Here is a 22899-nt window from a genome sequence, read left to right on the forward strand (position 1 = left end):
TAAAAATCCGTACATTTCAGCCCAAATAACCACTCCTAAACCCCGTTTACGATGCTACGCTTCGGCTTATATTTCTTTCTTGTGTGTGTTTTGGGACAACAGGCCCAGGCCCAAACGGACGACTACCTGGACCAGGCCATCGCCCGGCACCGCAAAGGTCAACTCCAGATTACCGCCCCTGCGGGCGCAAACGTGCAGGTTACTCAGCTGGCTCACGAGTTTTGGTTCGGTGCCGCCATCGCCAATGGGCTTGGGTCGGGCAGCATGAACCCGGAAGACCGGCGTCGGTACACTGCTCGTTTTCTAGAAAATTTCAACAGTGCCGTCACGGAAAATGCGCTCAAATGGGCCAATATGGAGCCCGAAAAAGGAAAAGTCAACCACCAAACCGTGGAGGGTATTCTGGACTGGACCGAGTCCCAGGGCCTGCCCCTGCGCGGACACAACCTCTTTTGGGGCATCGAGAAATTTGTACAGCCCTGGGTAAAAGAACTCAGCGATGCCGAACTGGAACGCACCATCCGGGAACGGGCCATTTCCATTGCCCGCCGCTACAAAGGTAGATTTGCGGAATACGACCTAAACAATGAAATGATCCATGGAAATTACTACGAGGAGCGCCTGGGGCCCGGTATCACCGCCAAGATGGTAGGATGGGTTCTGGAAGGCGACCCGGATGCAAAACTCTACCTCAATGATTACGATATCCTGACCGGCAATCGACTGGACGATTACCTGAAGCAAATCCGGGAACTGCTGGCACAGGGATTGCCCATAGCTGGCATCGGGGTACAGGGACACCTGCACGGCAGCACCTTTGACCGGATGGCGCTACAAGCCAGCCTGGACTCCCTCGCGCAGTTTGGACTACCCATCCGAATCACGGAATTCAACATGCCCGGACAGCGCTCCAAATTTCATAAAAACACCCAATTACCCATGACCGCCGAAGAGGAAGCCCGCAATGCACAGGAACTTGTAGCCTATTACCGCATATGCTTTGCCCACCCGGCCGTAGAAGGCATCCTGATGTGGGGATTCTGGGAAGGCGTTAATTGGATTCCCGCCTCTTCCCTGTACACCCGGGACTGGCAAGCCCGACCGGCTGCCAATGCGTACCAAGACCTGGTATTTGGCCAATGGTGGACACAAGCAAATCGTCGCTTTGATGCCCGGGAAACCTGGGAACTACCTGCTTTCTTCGGCCGGTACCGAATTACGGTCGATGGAAAAAGTCAGGAAGTGGACCTGCGCAAGGAGGTCGGCGTACTACGGATCGATTTGACTCAATAATCCGCCCCGGTCAGACTTTCCAAAACGGATTGCTGCCAATTTCGCAATTCCTGCTCCATTGTTCCGACGCGCTCTGGCTGAGCGGCATACAGGTTACGCTCCTCTGACGGGTCGGTCGACAAATCAAAGAGTTCCCGTGTGGTGTCCTCCCCGGTCTTTCCATGGATGACCAGTTTGTAGGGGTAATCGAGCCAGGCCCTGTCCCCTGAAAAGTCTGCTTCCTGTATGTCCGGGTGACGATAGTTTCTGAAATTACGCGTTGCGATTCCGTTCATTAGCTTCACCAGGGGTGTGGTGCCCTTTTGCAACTCAGCAGCGATGTACGGTTCCAGCCCCTCGCCTCCGTTACGAGGACGCCCGTTCCAGAAACCAATGGGTGTTGGCCGTTGGTCCATTTTTCCTTCAAATACGGGACTGATATCCAGTCCATCCATCGGCCGTTCCGGAAGGGGAATGCCCAGCAGGCTACACAAGGTAGGCAGTACATCGCTTGACACCAGGGAAGCGTCGGATACCAGGGGCTGAGACAGCTTTGCTGGCCACTCCAACACGGCCGGGACGCGGATACCTCCCTCGTATACACTTCCTTTTTGTTCCCGGAATGGTACGGTAGCATTGGCCTCCTGAGGAGTGCCATTGTCACCAAAATACCAAAGTAGTGTATTCTCACGCTGCCCTTTTTCCGAGAGGTAGTTGCGCAATTGTCCAATGGACCGATCCATGGCAGTAATTTCCGCAAAACGCTCTTGCAACACCTCCCGCTGCAAGCGCTCCACCGGCGCACCGGTTTCGTTGGAGGTCAAGCGCACCATTCGGTCTCCGAAATCCTCCGGTAAATTCTCGTACAAGGCCAGGTCCTCGGCCAGGCCGCTGTAGGGTTCGTGAGGAGATCCGTACCAAATGACCACAAAAAAAGGCTTGCCCTCTTCCAATGCCTGATCCATGAATTGTTGGGCTTCACGGACCAGAATTTCGGAACTTTCTCCGGGAAAAATCACCGGCTCCGCTCCGTTGTCCGAAAGCGGGGGATCCATTTCAAAAAAATTATCGTGGGAAAGGTATTCATCAAAGCCCATGGCCGCCGGATTGGTTGGAGAAGATGCCTTCACCGGGCCCAGGTGCCATTTCCCGTAATGGGCCGTGGCGTAGCCGGCTTCCTTCATCAGGTCGGCAACGCTGATCTCTTCCGGGCGTATGGAGTAGCCGGGGGTAAATGTACCGTAACGATTGGGATGCCTTCCGGTAATGATGCTCCCACGGGTAGGCGAGCAAACCGGGGAGGCCGAATAAAAACGATCCATTCGCAGACCGGTTGCGGCGATTTCGTCCAACACCGGCGTATGTAGGTAGGGATGTCCATTGTACCCGGTCTCGTCCCACCCGTGATCGTCTCCCAATAATAAGACCACGTTGGGCAACTCAGGTGCCGCCGCTACGGTCTGATCCGTTTTTTGTTTGCAGGATACGGTCAAAAGGAGCAGCAGGGCGGTCGTCGCCAGGTATTTGGAGTAGGTAACATTTTTCATGAAGTGCTGAATTGGTTTGGTACATTTAAGGTAAGGCATTTTTTTCCCTTTCCAAATAGCTTTCTATTTCCGCCTCGGTCAGCCGGTAGGGTTCTTCGAGCTTTTTAACCAAATCGGGACGCATTTCTGCCAAATCCCTGGACTCCGAGGGATCCTCGCGTAAGTGAAATAGTTTCCAGGGCTCTGAGGGCTTCTCCCGCAATATCTTGTAGTCTCCCCAAATGAGCGCCGCGAAATTTTGGTAGCGAAAATACAGCGACGCGTGCGGGGAATGAATTGTTTCCCCGGTAAGTACCGGCAGGGGATCCCGTCCATCGATAAAGCGGTCCTGCGGCAGAGGAGCCGCTGCCAGGGAGGCCGCTGCTACAAAAAGATCGGGCGACCACAACCGGGTTCCGATCCTGGAATTGGCAGCTACCCTTCCCGGCCAGCGTACGATGGCCGGAACACGGATGCCCCCTTCCCAAAGCGTGACGCCTGCACCCGAAAACGGTGCATTCGACTGAATGTCCAGGTACGGATAAAAAGCCCCGTTGTCCGAATAAAAGAAAACGAAGGTATTGTCAGCAATTCCCAATGCGTCAAGGCGCTTCATCACCCTACCTATGGCGAGGTCAATGGCCGTCACCACGGCATTGAACCGTCGCTTGGGGTCGGTTACCTCCGGCGATACACCGTAAGGCTCAAAGGCATAATCCGGCGCTTTCCAGATATTCGGTTCCCCGGGGGCGACGTTTCGGTCGCCCGGATGGTGGGGTGCATCAAAAGGCAGGTACACCATCCAGGGTTGCCCGGTACCGGTTTTCTCCTCGATAAAAGAAATGGCTGCATTGGCAAACAAATCCGTACTGTATTCTCCATGCCGGTTGATGGCGGTGGTGTTTTGATACAAGTCTTTTCGACCCGCATACACATGGGTAAAATGATCCGCATTTCCAGAAGCGATGCCCAAAAATTCATCAAAGCCCCGCTCGGTGGGGCGCGATCCCGGAGCGAAGCCAATGTTCCACTTTCCGAATGCCGCAGTGGCGTATCCGTGTGGACTGTTCTTTACCACCTGCGGCAGGATTATCTCTGACTGGGGAAGGCCGACCCCGTAATTCCCCGCCAGCCCTACCAACTGTTCGGACAACTTGTTGCGCTGAGGGATCCGACCGGTAAGCAAGGCCGCGCGAGAGGCAGTACAGGTGGGAGATGCTGTATAAAAATCCGTCAGCACGGCTCCCTGCCTCGCAAGTAAGTTCAGGTTGGGTGTGTGGATGGGAGAAGCCTGATTAAACGGGCGAAGGTCCCCGTAGCCCACATTGTCTACCGTGATGATCAGGATGTTTGGCGGTGGATCTTGTGGATTCCCAGCGGCCACCGATCGGTTGGAGGCGATGCAGGTGGTGGATAGTAGCAAGGCTAGCGATAAGGTTATTTGCACAGGGGTGTTCATCCGATTTGGGTTTGGAGGTTCAAATACATCGATGCATTGGTCCCCTGGGGCCAAAAGCGCTCGTCTGCCCAAAGGATGCTCGCAACGAGGAGCGACGAAAGCAGCAAAAAACCATTGAATCGATGCAACATAATCTATTGGATTTCTGGTGGTTAATTCCTATTACTTCGTGCCTTTTTTATCCTTTTTCAGGCAGGTCATTGTCCCGGATTTCTTGCAATTTCTCCCGGAGGATGTTCTGCATATGCTCCACTGTCTTTTGGTAGGCGGGCAGCTGAGCCAGGTTGGTGTATTGCTTGGGATCCTGCTCCATATCAAACAGCTCCATCCCTTCTTCCCCTGCCTCTCCATATTGGATAAAAGCCCACTTTTTGTTTCGGATCAGAAACGTATGCGTACCCCTCCAGGTATTGACCGAGAAGGCAAACTCACGGGCCTGGTAATCGGGATCGTCCAATGCCGAAGCAAAACTTTTTCCCTGAATCTGATCTACTGCCTGTAATCCTGCAAGCTCCGTTAGCGTGGGATACAAATCGATCAACTCGACAAAGGAATGGCAAACCTGAGGCGCTTTCCCCGGAACTTTTACGATTAGGGGTACGCGGGAAGATTCTTCTTTCAAACTGACTTTCATCCAAAAATCGTGTTCTCCCAGATGAAAGCCGTGATCGGAGGTGAAGATCACGATGGTGTTTTCTTCCAGCCCTTCCTCTTTTAAGGTTTGGAGTATTTTGCCCACTTGTGCGTCCATGAAAGTAACGGAGGCATAGTACGCTGCGATGGCCTTTTTCTGTTGCTCTTCCGTCATTTTCGCGTTCAAGGTGGTCACGTAATTGATGCCCCGCTCCGGGATATCGTCCCAATCACCCAGAACTTTTGGTGGCAGCACGGTTTGTTCGTGCGGGTACCGGTCAAAATACCGTTTTGGCGCGACGAAAGGAACGTGTGGGCGCACCAGGCCCACGGCCAAAAAGAAGGGGTTGTCCTTCAGCTTCCGGATTAACTCGGAGGCTTTCTGCGCGGTCTTGCCGTCCGAATGAACCAAATCGTCGCCTTCGGCTTTGACGATGGTCATGACATTGCCCCCCTTTCTGGGCAACAATCCATAGGGGTTGTTTTGTACCAATTCGGCCTCCCCTTCGGCAGTCCACTCAGGTCCTTGGCTGTTGTAGCGCTCGTTCCAGGAAGCTTCGTCATCGGTACCGTTGGACCCTTTTTCAATATCGATGGGTACGCCCATATGAAAAATTTTGCTGACCCGGGCGGTGTGCCAACCGTTTTCCTTGAAAAGCTGGGGCCACATTTTTTTATCCGGCCCGATATTGTCGCGGCCACTGACGTAACCAAATGTACCGGTAGCGTGCGGGTAGTAGCCGGACATCAGAGAAGCGCGGGAGGGGCCACAAACCGGGTACTGGCAGTACGCGCGGGTAAACCGGGTTCCTTCCCTGGCCAGGCGGTCGATATTGGGGGTATAGCCGGCACTGTTTTCATAGGAAGATACAGCAGTGGTAGTCAGGTCATCGGCAATAATGAAGAGAACGTTTGGTTTTTTGCCGGATTGCGCATAGCCCGAAACCGCGCATGAAAGGAATAGAAGAAATAATCCCAGAGAGGCCTGCTTGATCATCATTTGTTTTTGTTTTAAAGATACGGATAAACGGTAAAAAAGAAATTCCCTCCGGCTTTCACCGGAGGGAAGGGTTTACTAATATCCTGGATTTTGTGTCAGATTCGTATTCAACTCCTGCTCCCGCAGTGGAATGGGCCATAAGTAGTCCCGATTCGGATCGAAGGAACGGTCAAAGCCATCGAGTCGGATTTGCAACCACTCGCCGTTGTCTTCGTAATACCTTCCCATCGGAACACCCGGCATCACCTGTTCGGCTATTTGCCAGCGACGGATATCAAAGAGACGAAAACCTTCAAATGCCAGTTCTATGGAACGCTCTGTGCGGACGATCTCCCGCAATTCGTCTACCGTTCCGGCTTGTTCGGGTGTAACCGGTGGCAAGCCAACACTTTCGCGCTGTCGAACCTCATTGAGCGCATCGAATACGGACGGGTCGATCTGACCCAACTCTACTTTCGCCTCCGCATAGGTCAGCAAAACTTCCGCATACCGCATCAACATGATATTTAATCCTGAATTTGACGGGTTGGTATAATCCTCGGCGTCCACGTATTTGCGGATGTTGTAGCCGGTAGCGGTAGAATAAACGGTGATCTGTACTGCGTCCGATCCGTCCGTCCCGGGAGTAGATCCATAAATTCCCCCATCCGGAAGCGGTGTACGTTCGGAAAGAAACACAGACTGGTATAACCTTGGATCACGGTTATCAAACGGATTTCGCGGGTCATAACCGCTTCCAGGATCTGAAATCGGCAATCCATTGGCCATCGGAAACAGGTCGATCAACGCCTGCGTTGGAACATACAAGCTACCTGTACTTCCGGGAATCTGACTCCAGGGAGCGGCAGTTGCGTAAATATTGTGGGCGTTCACATCCGCAGCAAATTCCCTTGTCAGGAGCGCTTCCTGACTGTTTTCCCCCTCGTACTGAAATAGCTCAAAATAATCCGGGTATAGCGCAAATTCCTGGCTATCGATAATGGTCTTGGCGGCGCTGGCGGCCTCTTCGTATCTTCCCGCGTAGAGCATGGCTCTGGCCTTCAATCCGAGTGCGGCTCCTTTACCCACGCGGCCGCCGTTTTGGTAGGGCAGCCATTCCGCGGCCTGGCTCAAATCGTCGGCTACAAAATCCCATATCTGACTCACCGGATCCCGCGTAATTGATCTTCCGGTATCAATGTCAATACCGCTAGTGATCAGGGGTACATCTCCGAAAAGCATGGCCAATTTAATATACTGATACGCACGCAGGGTCATCACCTCACCTTTTAGCCGGTTAATGGCTGCCTGGTCCGATTCCTCCACCTGGTCGATATTGTCCATAAAATCGTTGGCTCTTCGTATGGCACGATAGGCATTCTGCCACTCGCTGAAGTACCTTCCGGACGCAATGGTTCCAAAACCGCGCTGCAACTCCACATTGGCATTGAAGGGATGATTGGTCAGCACGTGGTCGCTAAGGCCGTCGTAGGAAAACAGGCTGGTTCCGTCCAGGGAGGGATACACCGCATTGGCTGCAAACGTTGCGTCTTCAATGGTTTGCCAGAATATTTCCTTGGATATCCGGTCGTTTGGAATCGTTTCCAGGAGATCGGGTTGGCATCCCATCCAGCCCATTGCCGAAATGCAAATACCGAGTAATGTATAGCGTAAATTTTTCATGTCTGTCCGTTTTTTAGAATCGTACATTTGCACCTAAAGAATACATACTAACCTGAGGGTAATACTGCCCTCGGCCGGAAGGTATTTCCGGATCAAGATCCCATCGGTTCAATTCCGAGAAGGTCAACACGTTGGTAGCACCCAAAAACAGCCGTACCCGCTCCACCGAAAGCTTTTCGATGATTTTGGCGGGTAAATTGTATCCGAGGACAATATTTTTCAGCCGCAAATAGGAGGCATCGATGAGTTGCGTATCCGAGGTTTGAAAATTTCTCGGATCTCCTTTGATCGGGCGTGGAAATTCCGCATTCGGATTTTCCGGTGTCCAGTAATTGTCCGTATAGATGGCGTGAGTAAACGTCTCGTAGGTCGCAATTTGCTGAAAGGCTCCATCCAATCTCGTTTTGTGCCCCGCTGCGCCCTGAAACTGGAGAAAGAGATCAAAATTGCCATACGTAAACGTGCCGTTCATTCCAAAATCAAATCTTGGAAAAGACAAGCCCAGGTATTGATGGTCACTTTCGTTGATGATACCGTCCTCGTTCATGTCCAGGTATTTGACATCACCTGGTGCCGTATTGGGCCGTAAATTGGGATAATTATCCGCTTCTTCCTGCGTTTGGAAGACCCCATCCGTGAGGTAGCCCCAGTGGGAATTGATAGGTAATCCCTCTTCAATAATAAACCGGGGACCCGTTGTGCTTCCGGAAATGTAGGGACCCGAATTGACCAAATCGATCACCTCGTTGGTATTGTCGCTAAAATTGACTCCCAAATCGTAGGTCAATTTCTGTCCCCCGCGATAATTTACACCGATTTCGTAGCCTTCGTTTTTAACCTTGCCCGCATTTTGCACCGGAGCACCTAATCCGATCAAAGCCGGTATGGGAAGTTGCAACAAAATACCGTCGGTGAGTTTGTTATAGTAATCAAATGTAAGCGTTATCCGGTCTTCCAATAGTCCCATATCAAAACCAAGGTTGGTTTGATAAGTCGTCTCCCAGGTCAGGTTTTGATTGGCCAGATTGGACTGGGCAAAACCCTGAACGGGCGATTCGTTAAAGGAGTAATTGATCGCGCTTAAGGTTTCAAAATACGTATACAGGCCCACTGCCTGATTTCCCGTAGCACCCCGGGAACCACGTAGTTTAAACTCATTGATCGTTTCTTTCATCCCTAGCCAAAAACCTTCCTCGGACAACCTCCAACCGGCGGAAAACGAAGGAAAAAAACTATACCGGTTATCCTCACTAAATCGGGATGAACCGTCGTACCGTCCGTTCAATTCCAGAAAGTACTTATTGGCGTAATTGTAGTTAAACCGGGCAAAGTAGGAACGAAGACCCCACTCCGCATCAAAACCATTGGCATCCCGGTTTTCATTCGATCCCTCACTAAGCGATTGCACGTCGTTGTTGTAAAACTCCTGCCTGAATCCACTGACCTGGTTGCTTCTGTTATCAATGGTAGAATATCCCAACAATCCGGTAAACCCATGGGATCCGATTTCTTTGGTGTAGGTAAGGAGACTATTCAGGGTATATTCTGTCAGGTACCTTCTGAATTCGGTGAGCCGATTGACCTGCCGCTGCGCCACCCTTCCATTGATGGGGTCCCTGTTAAAATACCTATTAGAGAACGTTTTTATCTGGGTGTGGTCGTTGCGCATGGCATATTGGGTTGAAAAAGTGAGCCCTGGCAGAATATCGTAATCAAACTTAACGCTGCCGGTAATGTAGTCGTTGATGGTACGGCTATCCCCCATCAGTTCGGCAAAAATAAGCGGATTATTGACTTGAGGCCCTAACCCGTATTCTCCTGTTTCGTACCTTGGCCAGGAAAACTTACTGGCATGCAACATGTATTGGAACACGCGGCTTTCTCCATCACCCGAAGCAGATAAACCGGCCGGTTGCAAGGACTCTTTGGTCCGGTAGTTCAAATCACCCGAAAACCGGATTTTCTCTGAAGCTTTCAGATCCAGATTCATGCGGAACTCGTTGAGCTGATCGCTAAAATTGGGAGCTACCCCGTCTATGCTCTGGTGACGCACACTAAAACGACCGCTGAAGGATTCTCCTCCTCCACTCACCGAAAATGTATGATTTTGTTGAGGGGCTACTTTCAGCATACCCAGTTCGTCCCTTCTCCAATAAGGGTAGGGAAGCGGGAATTCAGGACTGGGGCTGTTCGCCACGTACTCTTGAATGGCTTCTTCGGTATAGGGCAAGGAACGACCCGCATTGGCATGGGCTACATTTTCCAGGCGAAGATAGCTTTCCACGTCCATGTGCTCGGGACGATTGGTTACGTCTTGCAAGGCATAGTACCCGTCGTAACCCACCGTGATTTTTCCTTCTTTCCCCCGGCGTGTCGTAACGAGGATTACTCCGTTGGCAGCCCTGGAACCGTAAATGGCAGCCGAAGAGGCATCCTTAAGCACCGTCACCGATTCTATATCGTTGGGATTTATATCGTTGATCCGCTGTTCGATTCCATCTACGATGATCAGGGGGTTGTTATTACCCAAGGTGGTAATACCTCGGATGCGAATGTTGATGTTGTTGTTTCCGGGGCGCCCACCCTGGTCGACGACGGTCACCCCGGGGGCAAAGCCTTGCAACGACTGCTGGAAATCGGCAACGGGTCGTTTCTCCAATACTTCCCCAGAGACTTCGGCTAGTGAATTGGTAATGGATAATTTTTCCTGTACCCCATACCCTACTACCACGACTTCCTCCAGGGACTGCTGGTCTTCCCGCAGCGTGATATTCAGCTGTGTCCGGTTACCTGGAACAATCCGTTGGGATTGGTACCCGATAAAAGAAATCAAAAGGGTCGCTCCCTCCGGCACGTCCAATTGAAATGTTCCGTCAATATCGGTGACCGTACCGGTGGACATTCCTTCAATCACTACGGTTGCCCCGGGTATGGGTTGGCCGTTTTCATCGACCACGGTACCCCTCACCGGATCAAACGCATTTTCCGGTAATTCGCTAGCATTTTCGATATCCGAAAGGGCTCCGACAAAAATGGTTTTATTCACTTGTTTGAACTTCAACCGGGTAATTTTCGCTATCTCGGTGAGTACCGCATAAACGGACTGATCGCCACCGGCGATGTTAACGGACTGCGAGGCATCAAACAAATCATCTGCAAAGATGACATGGTAGTCGGTTTTTGCCTCCAACTCCCCAAGTAGGGCCGCTACCGGCCATTCAGATTGGTTCAGACGAATGTAAGTTTCGTCGATGGGCTTGATTTGTGCTTCCGTTTCGTTGGCCAGAAGAGTGGTCAGAAACAGCACCTGAAGCACCAATCCATACAGCAGTTGACGTGATACCATTGCGATTAGGTAAAGTATTTTTCTTTTCATAATTTTCGAATGTTTTTATTGTTTTTTGATAAAAGCAGGCAGGGTGAACCAGGAAATTTGGCGATGAAATGGTTCGCCCTGCATTGGTTGTTTCATAGGCTATTCGGGATAAAGTGTGACCAAATCGTTCTGAAATTCAAAGGTAAAATCCAAGGTAAACCCAAGTCCGATCAACAGATTTTCCAGGTTATCGTTGCTGAAGGTACCCGATACCCGTCGTTCTCCGATTTTCAAGGGGGGAGCATAGCGAAAGGATACTCCGTACCAATCTTCCAACATGGGTAGAATGGACGCAAACCGTTGGTTATCGAAATAAATGACCCGTTCCTTCCATAAGAAAGCGTTTTCCCGCGTAATGCCGCTGACGCGAAGGGAATCGGCCGTGTGCGGGTAAAAGATGGCCTGCTGACCGGGTACCAACACACGCTTGTTTTCCTGGTCCTGACTGATATTGACCCGAACTCGCCCCTCTAGCAATGCCAATTCTGTTTTTTCCTCCTGCACGTTAATGTTAAAGCGCGTCCCCAATACTTCGGTAGTAATCCCCCCGGCAAAGACGCGAAAAGGACGAGCGGACTCTTTCTGAACCTCGAAAAAGGCTTCTCCGTCCAGGTAGACGTCTCTAAAATCCGAAGAGAAGGCGGACGGAAAACGAATCGCTGAATTCGCGTTTACCCACACTTTCGTGTGGTCTGGGAGTTCCAAAAACAACTTCTGTCCGGGAAGGACGTTCTTTTCTATCCATTGAATGGAGCTGGTTTGAGGTGTAGTGCGCTGTTGGTTTTCCCAAATGACCCGCAAGGCCAGGTAGAGCAGTCCGATCAGTAGCATCCAGGTAGCTGCTGCCCGAAGGAATGCGGGCACTCTGATTTTTTGCGTTTTTTTCGGCTCGGGAACGGGACTATTTAGTGCCCGATTGATTCGTTCGAAAAGCTTTCTTTTCCGCAAATCGTCCTGAAGATACAGGCTTTCCTGCTCCCAGGTGTCCGCAAACAAATCTTCCAGGTGCTCCCGCCCTCCGGCTTGTTCCAGCCATTGCATGACCCGCTCCACCTCTTCCTCAGTGGCCGTACCGTTTAAAAACCGCGCTATGATCGCTTTATCCAATGTACTTGTCCTTTCCTAGAGTACACCGCGCTTTGAAATTTTACTTAGTCCTATTGGAGAAAAATGATGCAGTCAAAAAAAAGATTTAGCTCATCGTCCACCACAACGAAATAATTGTGAAAAATAAACCACTAACAAACACTTTGTCGAAATTTTTATTCTTAAAAAACTTATTTCCTAAATAAAGATGGTGTTCAATAGTTCTCTTGGAAACTTGCAGTTTTTTGGCGATTTCGCTGTTTGATAGCCCTTCTATTCTGCTGAGTAGAAAAACCTTCTGTTGTACCTCCGGCATTTCCTGAATGCTTCCCATGACCTGTTCGGTCAATTCCTTCTGGCAAATGTGTTGTAAAATATCCTCCTGACTGGCCTGTGTTGTATGGGGTATGGAGGTCAAATCACAGCGTTTTTTGGTGTCCCGGATGCGATTCAGTATTGCGTTTTTGACAGCAGTAAATAGGTAGGACTCGATTTTTTTGGAGGGATTTAATTGCGTTCGTTTCTCCCAAATGGCAACAAATAGTACCTGCACCACTTCTTCGGCTTCGTCAGTATCCCCCAAAAAAGCATCCGAAAAGCCTAGCAGACGGTCCACATACCGGTGATACAATTCATCGAAGGCCTTTTTGTCGCCTTGCCGGATAAGGCGAACGATCGTCGAATCGTTATGGTGTAGGAGTGGTCTCAAAGGGAGCTGGTAACTAGGTACTTAAAACTGCATCCAAGGTTAAGTTAAGACAATTTCTTTAGGATTTCCAGCGTACAGTCGTTAAAATTCATCCACAAATTTTAATCCTTGTCAAGCTTCAAATACTTCCTCATGAACCACCTCGCCCAATACATCCCGGTGCTCGAATCGGATGTTGGGTTTCCCGGATGCCCGCGATACGCTGATACTCAAAAACCCTCCTTTAAGCCTCAAAAACCGGTGCTCCGGCCGCAGGTCTCCCTCCTTCCAGCCCTGCGAGTGGCAATCGCTCACAGGCCCGGAACCAAATTCCATCAGTCCGGTCTCTATATCTTTGGAAACGTATTGCCAGTGGCGGTCGCCGTTGACGACAAACATATTTTTTTGTGCGGATAGATACTTTCGCAGCCAATTTCCTTCATGCTGAAAACTTTTATTCGCATGATTGTCCGTTTTATTATCCCGGTCCGGCCCCACTACCGGGGTGGCTGTGATCAAAATCTTAAAGGTAGCGTCGGAAGCATTCACCGTTTCGCGAAACCACAATTTCTGCTCCTCACCCCAAATGGTCTTCTCCGGCCCGTCCTCCATGGTATTTTCAGAGCGGTATTCCCTTCCTTCTACCATCCAAACCTGCAAATCCTTGCCCCAACGAAGGGTTCGGTAGGGCTTTCCCTGGATCGGTACGTTCTCGTACCAGAGTTTCAACCCGTCATCAAAAGTCAAGTCACCATAGGGCCCTTTGCCACGATACATATCGTCTTTGAGTAGGTCGTGGTCGTCCTTGACCATGTATAGGGGAACCTGCCTGTAGAAATCCCTCAAGGACAGCCATCCGTCCATGGCATGCCATTTATGGCGAGCTTTTTCGAGGTTTTTTGCCAGGGGCCCGGGCTTGTCGTAGTAGATGTAATCTCCCGTCTGAACGAAGAAATCGGGCTCCAGTCTTCGCATGCTATCGTACGTCTGAAAGCCCCTTCGCTCGTCATCAAAACTCCAGAAATACTGGCATGTGGAAGTGGTAAAACGTACCGGCACCGGCTGCTGTTCCGGAGGAGCGGTAGAAAAGCTCCCTTCCTCCTTTCGGATCAGTCCTCCCTCTATTGGCTTTGCCTCCCAATAGACCCGGTACATTGTAGCGGGCTGGAGTCCCGTCACCGGAATTTTCACGGTGTAGTCGTCCTGGGGCAGTGCCTGTTGCCAGTCCGATGACCAGACGGTTTGGTCCGCGCTATCCAGTATTCGGACCCTCACCAGGCCGGTAGCCCCGGACACCGCTCCGTCCATTTCGCTCACGGGCTGTTCCTCGTCAAAATCGATGGGATGCCGGAATACTTTCTCCTGACGCTGATGGCGTACCGGCTGGGGAAATTCCTGACCACAGAGCCGGGTCCAAAGTACAACGGAATCCTTTCCTACCTCAGCGGTTTTAAATCCATTGGTGAAGAATACGCCCTTACTTGGTTGCAATGCCGTATTTTGGGGGCCACCAAAGGGAGCTGCCAACAACCTGGGGGCCGTAAGCACCGATAACACACCCAATCCGGATTTTTTTACGAATTTTCTTCGGTTCGATTTACTCATAAATGCTACGATTTTGGTCACCGTATTCAGCCGCTATCGCTGGCCCGTAAGGCCCACGCCCATAGCCATTGCCTTTTTCCATTACCCGGAATCGGCAATCGATTCCTAAAACGGCAGGTTCGGAAGACGTGCAAGCGTCTTCTACCGCCATAAAGTAATGAAAAATTCAACTGACTGGCTATATTTTTTTTTAGTTTTACTTACTGATTTTTCAATTTTGAAGCTGAATGGACACCAGACAGGCGGCAAACCAGCCGATTTGATCTTGCTACCGGACCCCCACCTGTTTCGCCCAGCCTGCATAATCCCGGATCATCGCTTCAAGTACCTGTGGGTTTTGCAGGCCGACTTCCCGGAGTTCTGTAGGGTCCGCGTCCAGGTCAAATAGTTCCCAGTGAAATTCAGGGGCTTTGGAGATAGTCTTCCATTTTCCTTTACGCATGGCCCGATGGCCAAAATGCTCCCAATACCATTCCCTGTTTTTATCCATGATACCCCCTTCAAAAACGGGCCGAAGGCTTTTGCCACGAAGGGGGCGTAGCGGGGTTCCCCGATAGGTCTCCGGGTAAGGCACATTCGCCAAATCCAGGCAGGTGGCCATGATATCCACCACGTGCCCCGTTTCCCGGGTGATCCCTTTTGCCCGAAGACCGGCGGGCCAATGTACGACTAAGGGTGTGACAATTCCCCCTTCTTCCAGCCAGCGTTTGTACCTACGGAATGGGGTGGTTGCTGCTATTGCCCAGGGTTTTTTGAAAGCTACATAGGAACCCGGATAACCTATCTCTGAACCGGGTTTGTGCAGGTTCCGTCCAGAAATATCTTCGGGAGATGCTCCATTATCAGAGAGGAAGAGTACCAGGGTGTTTTCAAGCATCCCATTGACCTTCAATTCGCTGATGAGACGCCCGATTCCCTGGTCCATTCGGTCCACCATGGCCGCATGTACTTCCATTCGCTTCTCCCAGTCGGCTTTATCTGCCACCTCTTCCCACGCAGGTACTCCCGATTCCCTCGGAGAAAGGCGAAAACCAGTGGGTAGCAAGCCTATCTCTAACTGTCGCTGGTACCGCTCTTCCCGCAGGGAATCCCAGCCAATGGCATAACGCCCACGGTATTTCCGAATGTCTTCCGGCAATGCGTGCAGGGGCCAATGCGGGGCGGTATAGGAAAGATAGAGCAGGAATGGCTTTTCCGGCGACTGCGCTGCGTGGTCCCGAACAAAGTCTACCGCATGGTCTGAAAATGCATCCGTCATGTAAAAATTATCTTTGGGAGGCTCCCAAAGATCGTCATCGAGCGCCATCAGTCGCAAACGTGCAGGGTCTTTGTCCAACTCGAAATAACTGCTCCCGCCGCTGATCAACCCAAAATACCTGTCAAAACCACGCATTCGTGGCCAATGCTCTCGTTTCTCCCCTACATGCCATTTTCCTGACATGTAGGTGGCATAACCTGCATCCCGAAGAAGCTCGGCAACCGTGGCAGATTCCTTGCTCAAAAAGCCCTGGTAGGGACCCGGATCAGGCTCGCTGGAAATTGAACTTACCATCCCTCCCATACCTGCCTCATGTGGATACAAGCCGGTAAGCAGGGAGGCCCTCGTGGGACAACAACGGGCCGCGTTGTAAAACCGCTGAAATTGCAAGCCATTTTTTGCCAGGGCATCCAGGGTTGGCGTTGCAATTTCGGACCCATAACAGCCCAGATCCGAATAGCCCAAATCATCTGCCAGGACGATCACAATATTGGGCCGCTCCGAACGTCTCTTTGAATGGTCCTGACTACAGCCTGCCACGGCAAGCAGGACGAGTAATAAATCAAGGTGGATGACATGCGTTTTCACCCAACGCGGTAAGCGATCGATCCCTGCACAGCAAGCAGCCAGTCCTGCCACCACAGAGCGGCTTTCCGTTTCCTCGGACTCATTCAGTACATGGCTCCTGGCGAATGTGCCAGGAGCCACCCTGTTGGTTTGCATGATTAGTATCCGGGATTTTGTTGAAACTCAGCCGGATTACTCGCACGGTCGATCTGGGTTTGCGGTATGGGTCGAACCAGGTGCATTTCTTTGATATTCGGTGCGGCGTCCAGGTTATGTTGCCGTACCCGCTCCAGTAGCGTACCGGTACGCTTGAGGTCGTACCATCGGTGCTTCTCTCCTATCAACTCCCGGGCCCTCTCTTCCAAAATAAAATCCAGGTCGATATCGCCCGGTGCCACTTGCATATCGGCTTCCATGCCGTCTATTGCTGCGCGCGTACGAAGGACATTGATGTAGTTTGCCGCTACGTCGTTTTTGTTTTGTCTCCAAGCAGCCTCCCCGGCGATCAGGTACATTTCAGCCAGGCGTATTACCGGAAAATCGCGTCTTCCTGCCGTTTCGTTGATACTTGGTCGAAGCGGATCCAGAAATTTCAGCAGAGAAGGGTAATTTCGGCGGCGATTGGTGCCAATTTCCTGGTAACCATCGACGTCTCCGATCCAATTGCCCTTGTAGTCGATGATCCAGTAAGGTGCTGCTTGTTTTACTTCGTCGGGCACCGGTTCCATCACAATGTGAATGGCGGTATCTCCTGGATTCACCGGATGCCCGTTGATTTCTGCGGAAATGTTGGCATACCAAACGGTCTTAAAAGAGCCGTTCCAACGAGCGTCCTTTTCCCGATCGTACAGGCTGAATAAATAATTGGTGGGAAGAAACCGCTGGAAAGGTCGGCCATTTTCCGTGTCCCGCACCATGGCCGGATTGAAGGTATAGTCAAAAATAAAATACAGGTGGCCAGAATTGCCCGGTCCATTCAGCAGGGGATCATCGGTGAATTGAACCGTCCATACAAACTCGCTGTTGTCTTCGTTATTTATGTCCCAGAGATCTGCATAGGGCTTCACCAGTTCAAAATTGTAATTATTGATCACGTTGGCCGCCAGCCGTTCTGCTTCCGCCCAGTTGCCGATGGTCAGTTGCACGCGTGCCAGTAGCCCTTCCGCAGCAGCCTTATAGGCACGACCCGGTTCGGAAGCAACCACCGGCAGGTTGGCCACGGCAAATTCCAAATCCGGCAAGATCCCGGTCTGATAGATGGTATTCACTGGTGTTCGATTCGCCTCGGTCTCCACCCCCTGGGTCTCGTCCAGGGAAAAATGTACATCCCCCCACTGTTGCACCAAATGGAAATAGTACAGGCCGCGAAGAAAGCGAGCTTCCGCTTCGATTTCTGCCCTGCGCTGGCTAGATATGCCGGTGACATCTTGTACCCGGTTCACCACTGTGTTGCATTGGTTTACGCCTACATACAACGCGTTCCAAATGGCGGTAACGGTGCCGCTGGTACCCAGGAAATTTGGGGAATAATTGTTGATATGGGGATTATTGGCAATGCCTCCAAAGCCATTGGTAAATATATCCGTACCCGTCACGGTCAGGAAAAACCCGTTTTGCTGTCCGTAAAAGCTACGCAGGGTGGTATACGAAGCTTTTAGCCCATCTTCTATTCCGCCAGGGGTAACGTAGTACCCTTCAGCCGTGGCGAGACTCACTGGATCTTCAACCAATATTTCCTCGCAAGCGCCCAACCCGAGGGTAAAGGCAAGTCCGATAATTATGCATGTATTTTTCATGGTTGCTACAATTTAAAATTTTAGGTTTAATCCAAAAATATACGTGGCTGTGGTAAGCGGGCTTCCTGCACCAACGATTCCGTTCGAGGTCTCAGGATCCACAGTCGTATAGGGTGAGAAAATAAAAGCATTGTTTACCGTGGAGTAAATCCTTGCAGAACTCATCCCCAATTTACTTATCCAGCGGGACTGAAAATTGTACCCAAGCGCTATGTTTCGGATTTTGATGAACGATCCATCAAAATAACGCACCGCATCGGCGTACAAGGGTGCCTCTCCCGCATTGGGCCGGGGAAAGGCATTGGTGGGATTTTCAGGTGTCCAGTAATCCAAATTGATGGAGTTGTACCGGCCCTGCCAGTTGTTTCCGCCAAGATTGTGGTAATCGCTTCGAAGCATTTGACCCATACGGGCGTGTACCAAAACGGAGAGATCAAAGCCTTTGAAGCTAACCCGGTTGGTTAGTCCACCAGACCAATTGGGCACGGTTGAGCCCAACACGCGCCGGTCATCGGCGTTGATTGTTCCATCCGGCTGATCGGTCAATTCCCCATCGGTACCCCGGCCGTTTACATCCCGAATGCGGATGTCGCCGGGGGCCTGCCCCAGGTCTGCAGCCATGTCAGCCTCGCTGGTCTGCCAAATTCCTGCCTGGTCAAAACTGTAGAAAACATTGATGGGCTCCCCGATAAACCAACCATTGCCCACATCATCGCGCTCTCCTTCAAATAATTCGGTTATTTGCTCGCGGTTGGAAAACAGATTTAGGTTTACGTCCCAGCGAAATCCCGAAGGACGGTTTACTACATTGGCATTGGCCGTAAGCTCCCATCCAGAGTTGCGAGTGCTTCCGATATTCTGTAGCACGGAATTATAACCGGAGGTGATTGGGAGCAGGCGATTGAGCAACAAATCGCTGGTATTCGTTACATAATATTCCAGGGAACCGTTAATCCGGTCTTCAAAAAAACCGTAATCCAGCCCAACATTTACCGTTTTTGAAATCTCCCAGCGTAAATCCGGATTGGGGATCAGGCTATTTTGGTAGCCGAAACCGGCGTTTGTTCCAAAAATATAGGTAGACCGTGCCAACCCACCGAGGGTTTGAAATGGCGCAATGGCCGTATTACCCACCTCGCCGTAGCCGGCCCGTACCTTCAGGAATGAAACCTGTCCGCCCTGTAAGAATTCTTCCTCGGTCAAAATATAGCCTGCAGAAAATGCCGGGAAAAAGGCCCATTTGTTCCCTTCGGCCAATCGGGAAGAGCCATCTGCCCTACCGGTCAGGGTAAACAGAAATTTATCATCGTAGCGGTAATTCGCTCGTCCCATATAGGACATTAGGCCCCATTCACCAAGAGAGCTCCCAATGCCTGTGATGGTGGAAGAGCTTCCCAAATCGTAAAAAAGTGATTTCTCGATGGGGATGTCCTGGCCCGATAGCGAGGATTCTTCAAATCGGCTGGTCTGAATGGAAAACAATCCGACCAGATTCAACGCATGTTTGCCAAAGCTGCGGTCGTAAGAGAGAATATTTTCCTGGGTATAGGAAAAGTCCATATCGTTTCGAACCGAGCCCCGGTTGATGTTTCCCTCAAGTAATCCCGTGTAGGTACCTCTTCGGGAAAGGTTAAAGTCCGGACCGTAGTTCACCCGGAGTTTTAAGTACTCGTTGAATTGGTACTCACCGTATATATTGGCAAATATCCGGTGCCTGCGGGTTTCGTCTATGTACTGGTAGGGTTGATAATTCAGCAAGGGATTGGCCAGAAGTCCTTCCCGGGGATTGGGGAAAGCCAGAAAATTCCCCTCTTCATCGGTAGGACCCACCAAAGGTGAATACCCGAGAGAATTGTTGTAGGGGGCATTGGACATCTGGTTGCGTTCGCTGACACTGACCGTGGCGCTCACCCCTAGCTTTAGTTTCTCGGTCAGCTGAGATTCCAGATTTACCCGCACGGCCGTTCGCTCAAAGTCGGTACCCGGAATGTACCCGTCTTCGCTAAAGAAAGATCCGGACACATAATAATTGATTTTATCGGTTCCACCACTTACCGATACCTGATGATCTTGTTGGCTTCCCGATTGAATGGCCAGATCCAGCCAATCCGTAAATCGTCCTGCCTGAAGGTTTTCGATTTCCAAGGGTGCAAAAAAATTGGCATCGAAGCTGGGATCGTCTCCGTCGTGTCCCCGGGATATGCGGGAATAGGCAGCAAACTCCCGACCGTCCATCAGGTTGAGGTCTTGCACGGGTTGTTTGACACCATAGTACCCGTCATAGCTGACCACCGCTTTGCCGGTTTTTCCTCGCTTGGTGGTGATCAGCACCACTCCGTTTGCACCCCGAGAACCGTAGATCGCTACAGCACTGGCATCTTTTAACACTTCCATGGACTCAATATCGTTGGGATTAAAATCATTGATATTGGCACTTGTAGGTATTCCATCAATCACGTAAAGCGGTTCGTTGGAAGCGTTAATGGAGCGATTTCCACGTATCCGAATCTGGACCGGTGCGCCGGGCGAACCGTTTGCCCGCACGATGTCCACCCCCGCAAGCCTTCCCTGGGATTGCTCCAGAAAATTCCCCGCAGGAGTTTCCTGCAGATCCTTGCTGCTGATGGACGATATGGCTCCGGTAAGGTCACTTTTTCGCTGCGTTCCGTACCCAACCACCACGACTTCATCGAGCGAGGTTTGGTCTTCCTGCAACACCACCGATACCTGGGTCTGGTTTTCGAGGGGCATACGCTGCGTCTGGTAGCCGATAAAGGAAATCTGAAGCACGTCTCCCGGATTCGCTTCTATGGAAAACTGTCCCTGTATATCGGTAACCGTACCGGTAGTCGTGCCCTCAATAACGACTGTGGCTCCCGGGATGGGAATTCCGTTTTGATCGGTGACGGTACCCGTGATCGTAGCAAAATCGCCAGCCTCTCCCAGGTCAAGCGATTTGATTGCAGCAAACGCGGGTGTGATGGTCCCGAAATCGGGTATCGCTTCCGCGGAAAATCCAAAATACAGCAGAAAGCCCGAAATCAGAGAGGCCCTCGCTAGTTTTCTTTTTTTAGGTTTACTTTTCATGGATTTATTGTTTTGGTGTAATTGAATGCGTTGCAATAAAAAGGTACAGGCATTAATGCACCGGCGATGCGTACACTAAAAAAAATCCACTATCCGGGATTGATTTTCCGCTGGTCCTTAGTAAGTAGGAGGTTTGTTTCCGCTGCTGTTAATGTTTCAAAAAGTAGGTATTTTTTCATCCATTTGCAACGTATCTTTTTTGACCGTGTGAAAATAAACTATAACCTACGAAAACAACGGTCGTTCGTGGATGGCTCTCCTATAAAAATGACGGAGAAAACCTTCTATGTTGCTTTCCTAATTTGCGGGGATATTTTTTCTTGAGAAAGATACATTTTATCTTTAAAACATGAATCTGAAGAGGAAGTGGGCTCTGCTGGAGAGCAACCCACCAGCAATAGGGTTCATGACGGAGAATATACTCCCAGGCCCCTTTAGTTAGGGGCTTTTTTTATCTTTGAATTCTTTGTCTTTTGATAGCTTAAAAAACTCGTTTTACTACTATCAAAAACAGCAACTTACTCCATAAAACAACCTTCTATTAACAGACTCAATGAGCTGCATTGCCACATTTTAATTTATTGAATATTGGGCCGTAGCCTTCGAGATAACAGTCAACTTAGTTGCTGCAAGGTTTTTTAACGGTCCCAATAAAGGTTGGGGATTGTTTTACAGAATAATATGTTTGTGCGGTTTTATTTGACGACTCCAAGCACATAGGGCTGTTTGTTTTTCAATACGTATCTGATCCTGCTTAAAAGTTTCTTTGCTATTCTGGTTATGGCTTGATTGGCTTTCATCCTTTTGCAATATTGGTTATAGCTTTTTGCCAATGCCGGATCAGTCCTTGCAGCGACCCAGGCACATTCTATTAGAGCAGCTCTCAGCACCTTATGCCCCCTGGGGGTGATATTACCCGTTCTTTCGGTATCCCCGGATGAGTTGGTTGACGGTACAAGGCCGATAAAAGAGCATAGTTTGTCGAGGGAGTTGAACCTGTCCAGCCTTTCCAGCTCGGTCAATAGGGTCATTGCCGTCAAGAGCCCGATTCCTGGAATGGTCATCAATAACTTGATTTCCTGCTCATACTTTTCTGTTTTGGAAAGGGTTCGTATTTGGTTGGTGACATTTAGGGTGGTTTTCCGCATATGGTACAAAATGGACAGATGACTGTCCATTATTTGTTTTTCCACCATACCGAGTTCAAGTCCATCCAGCCATCTAAGAAGCTTTTTGTTCCATTTTGGGCTGTTTATTTCCCCGGGAATACTTATGCCGTTAAAATGGAGGCTGGCCTTGATCCTGTTTTTGATCCTGGTGGTATCATTGACGACAGTTTTTCTTAACCTCATAAGCCCCCTGTCACCAAGAGAGGCCAAAGAGGGTATGTAGATAGGGACCAGTTCCCCGTTTCTTAGGGACCGGGCAATTTTTTGGCTGTCCCTGGCATCCTCTTTCTGTACTTTTTCCTTGCCGGTTGTCGGAATATCAGCAGGATTGACCACAATGGAATTGAACCCAAGAGCGCAAAGCTTGTAATGAGTCCAGTATCCCGAGAATCCAGCCTCATAGGCACTGAAGTAGGTAGCACCCGGATAGTTCCGGACAAGATAATTGTACAAAGTCTCTGCACAGGGATCCTGTGAAAACGTGCGTTTATGAAGATTATCCATCATCACTGTAACTTTCCAGCTTTTGAGGTGGGCATCAATACCCACATAAATGTTTTGGCCGGAAAAATCGTTTTTGTTAACTTGTGTTTGCATAAGTTTCGGAGGTTATAGCATGGTTCTAGAAAACTTAATCTAATGATTTCCTGAAACTTATGCTATTGCTCTTGCAAACATATGGCCTTCGAGGAAGTGGGATGGTTCTATGCGTAGT

Annotated in this window: 13 protein-coding genes; 1 reads left to right on the plus strand and 12 read right to left on the minus strand. The window is 50.3% G+C overall.

The window, feature by feature from the left end; all coding sequences use genetic code 11:
• The first annotated feature begins 51 nt into the window (after window positions 1-51).
• Window positions 52-1293, plus strand: a complete 1242-nt coding sequence (locus ABWH99_RS14730; protein ID WP_375582611.1) for an endo-1,4-beta-xylanase — start codon at window positions 52-54, stop codon at window positions 1291-1293.
• On the opposite strand, the gene ABWH99_RS14735 is transcribed toward ABWH99_RS14730, so the two are convergent.
• From ABWH99_RS14735 to ABWH99_RS14790, 12 genes are all read right to left on the minus strand, one after another.
• A complete protein-coding gene (locus tag ABWH99_RS14735; protein ID WP_375582612.1) occupies window positions 1287-2819 on the minus strand; it encodes a sulfatase in 1533 nt (510 codons plus the stop codon). The genes ABWH99_RS14730 and ABWH99_RS14735 overlap by 7 nt on opposite strands.
• Before the next feature lie 25 nt (window positions 2820-2844).
• The gene (locus ABWH99_RS14740; RefSeq protein ID WP_375582613.1) at window positions 2845-4257 is read right to left on the minus strand and encodes a sulfatase-like hydrolase/transferase; all 1413 of its coding nucleotides are present in this window, start codon (window positions 4255-4257) and stop codon (window positions 2845-2847) included.
• Between the two features lie 178 nt (window positions 4258-4435).
• Window positions 4436-5890, minus strand: coding sequence for a sulfatase (locus ABWH99_RS14745; RefSeq protein WP_375582614.1), 1455 nt, complete (start codon window positions 5888-5890; stop codon window positions 4436-4438).
• Window positions 5891-5965: 75 nt separating this feature from the next.
• Window positions 5966-7552 (minus strand): RagB/SusD family nutrient uptake outer membrane protein, encoded by a 1587-nt coding sequence (locus ABWH99_RS14750; RefSeq protein ID WP_375582615.1) that lies wholly within the window; start codon window positions 7550-7552, stop codon window positions 5966-5968.
• Window positions 7553-7565: 13 nt separating this feature from the next.
• Window positions 7566-10928 carry a TonB-dependent receptor gene (locus ABWH99_RS14755; protein WP_375582616.1) on the minus strand — a complete coding sequence of 1121 codons (3363 nt, stop codon included), beginning with the start codon at window positions 10926-10928 and terminating at the stop codon, window positions 7566-7568.
• A 99-nt stretch (window positions 10929-11027) separates the two neighbouring features.
• On the minus strand, window positions 11028-12035 hold the full coding sequence (locus ABWH99_RS14760; protein ID WP_375582617.1) for a FecR family protein: 1008 nt from the start codon (window positions 12033-12035) through the stop codon (window positions 11028-11030).
• An 85-nt stretch (window positions 12036-12120) separates the two neighbouring features.
• Entirely contained in the window at window positions 12121-12723 is a 603-nt protein-coding gene (locus ABWH99_RS14765; protein WP_375582618.1) for an RNA polymerase sigma-70 factor, read from the minus strand.
• Between the two features lie 111 nt (window positions 12724-12834).
• Window positions 12835-14307 carry an alkaline phosphatase D family protein gene (locus tag ABWH99_RS14770; protein ID WP_375582619.1) on the minus strand — a complete coding sequence of 491 codons (1473 nt, stop codon included), beginning with the start codon at window positions 14305-14307 and terminating at the stop codon, window positions 12835-12837.
• Between the two features lie 268 nt (window positions 14308-14575).
• Window positions 14576-16288, minus strand: coding sequence for an arylsulfatase (locus ABWH99_RS14775; protein ID WP_375582620.1), 1713 nt, complete (start codon window positions 16286-16288; stop codon window positions 14576-14578).
• A 2-nt stretch (window positions 16289-16290) separates the two neighbouring features.
• Window positions 16291-17928 carry a RagB/SusD family nutrient uptake outer membrane protein gene (locus ABWH99_RS14780; protein ID WP_375582621.1) on the minus strand — a complete coding sequence of 546 codons (1638 nt, stop codon included), beginning with the start codon at window positions 17926-17928 and terminating at the stop codon, window positions 16291-16293.
• A 12-nt stretch (window positions 17929-17940) separates the two neighbouring features.
• Window positions 17941-21015: a SusC/RagA family TonB-linked outer membrane protein gene (locus ABWH99_RS14785; RefSeq protein ID WP_375582622.1), complete on the minus strand. Its 3075-nt coding sequence runs from the start codon at window positions 21013-21015 to the stop codon at window positions 17941-17943.
• Window positions 21016-21710: 695 nt separating this feature from the next.
• Window positions 21711-22781 carry an IS110 family transposase gene (locus ABWH99_RS14790; RefSeq protein ID WP_375582227.1) on the minus strand — a complete coding sequence of 357 codons (1071 nt, stop codon included), beginning with the start codon at window positions 22779-22781 and terminating at the stop codon, window positions 21711-21713.
• Window positions 22782-22899: the final 118 nt, after the last annotated feature.

This window comes from Cyclobacterium xiamenense (assembly GCF_042140265.1).
GTDB classification, from domain to species: Bacteria; Bacteroidota; Bacteroidia; order Cytophagales; family Cyclobacteriaceae; genus Cyclobacterium; species Cyclobacterium xiamenense_A.

Coding starts and splice junctions, on each gene's coding strand:
- ABWH99_RS14730 (WP_375582611.1), top strand. CDS start 52: ATGCTACGCTTCGGCTTATATTTCTTTCTTGTGTGTGTTTTGGGACAA.
- ABWH99_RS14735 (WP_375582612.1), bottom strand. CDS start 2,819: ATGAAAAATGTTACCTACTCCAAATACCTGGCGACGACCGCCCTGCTG.
- ABWH99_RS14740 (WP_375582613.1), bottom strand. CDS start 4,257: ATGAACACCCCTGTGCAAATAACCTTATCGCTAGCCTTGCTACTATCC.
- ABWH99_RS14745 (WP_375582614.1), bottom strand. CDS start 5,890: ATGATGATCAAGCAGGCCTCTCTGGGATTATTTCTTCTATTCCTTTCA.
- ABWH99_RS14750 (WP_375582615.1), bottom strand. CDS start 7,552: ATGAAAAATTTACGCTATACATTACTCGGTATTTGCATTTCGGCAATG.
- ABWH99_RS14755 (WP_375582616.1), bottom strand. CDS start 10,928: ATGAAAAGAAAAATACTTTACCTAATCGCAATGGTATCACGTCAACTG.
- ABWH99_RS14770 (WP_375582619.1), bottom strand. CDS start 14,307: ATGAGTAAATCGAACCGAAGAAAATTCGTAAAAAAATCCGGATTGGGT.
- ABWH99_RS14775 (WP_375582620.1), bottom strand. CDS start 16,288: ATGCAAACCAACAGGGTGGCTCCTGGCACATTCGCCAGGAGCCATGTA.
- ABWH99_RS14780 (WP_375582621.1), bottom strand. CDS start 17,928: ATGAAAAATACATGCATAATTATCGGACTTGCCTTTACCCTCGGGTTG.
- ABWH99_RS14785 (WP_375582622.1), bottom strand. CDS start 21,015: ATGAAAAGTAAACCTAAAAAAAGAAAACTAGCGAGGGCCTCTCTGATT.
- ABWH99_RS14790 (WP_375582227.1), bottom strand. CDS start 22,781: ATGCAAACACAAGTTAACAAAAACGATTTTTCCGGCCAAAACATTTAT.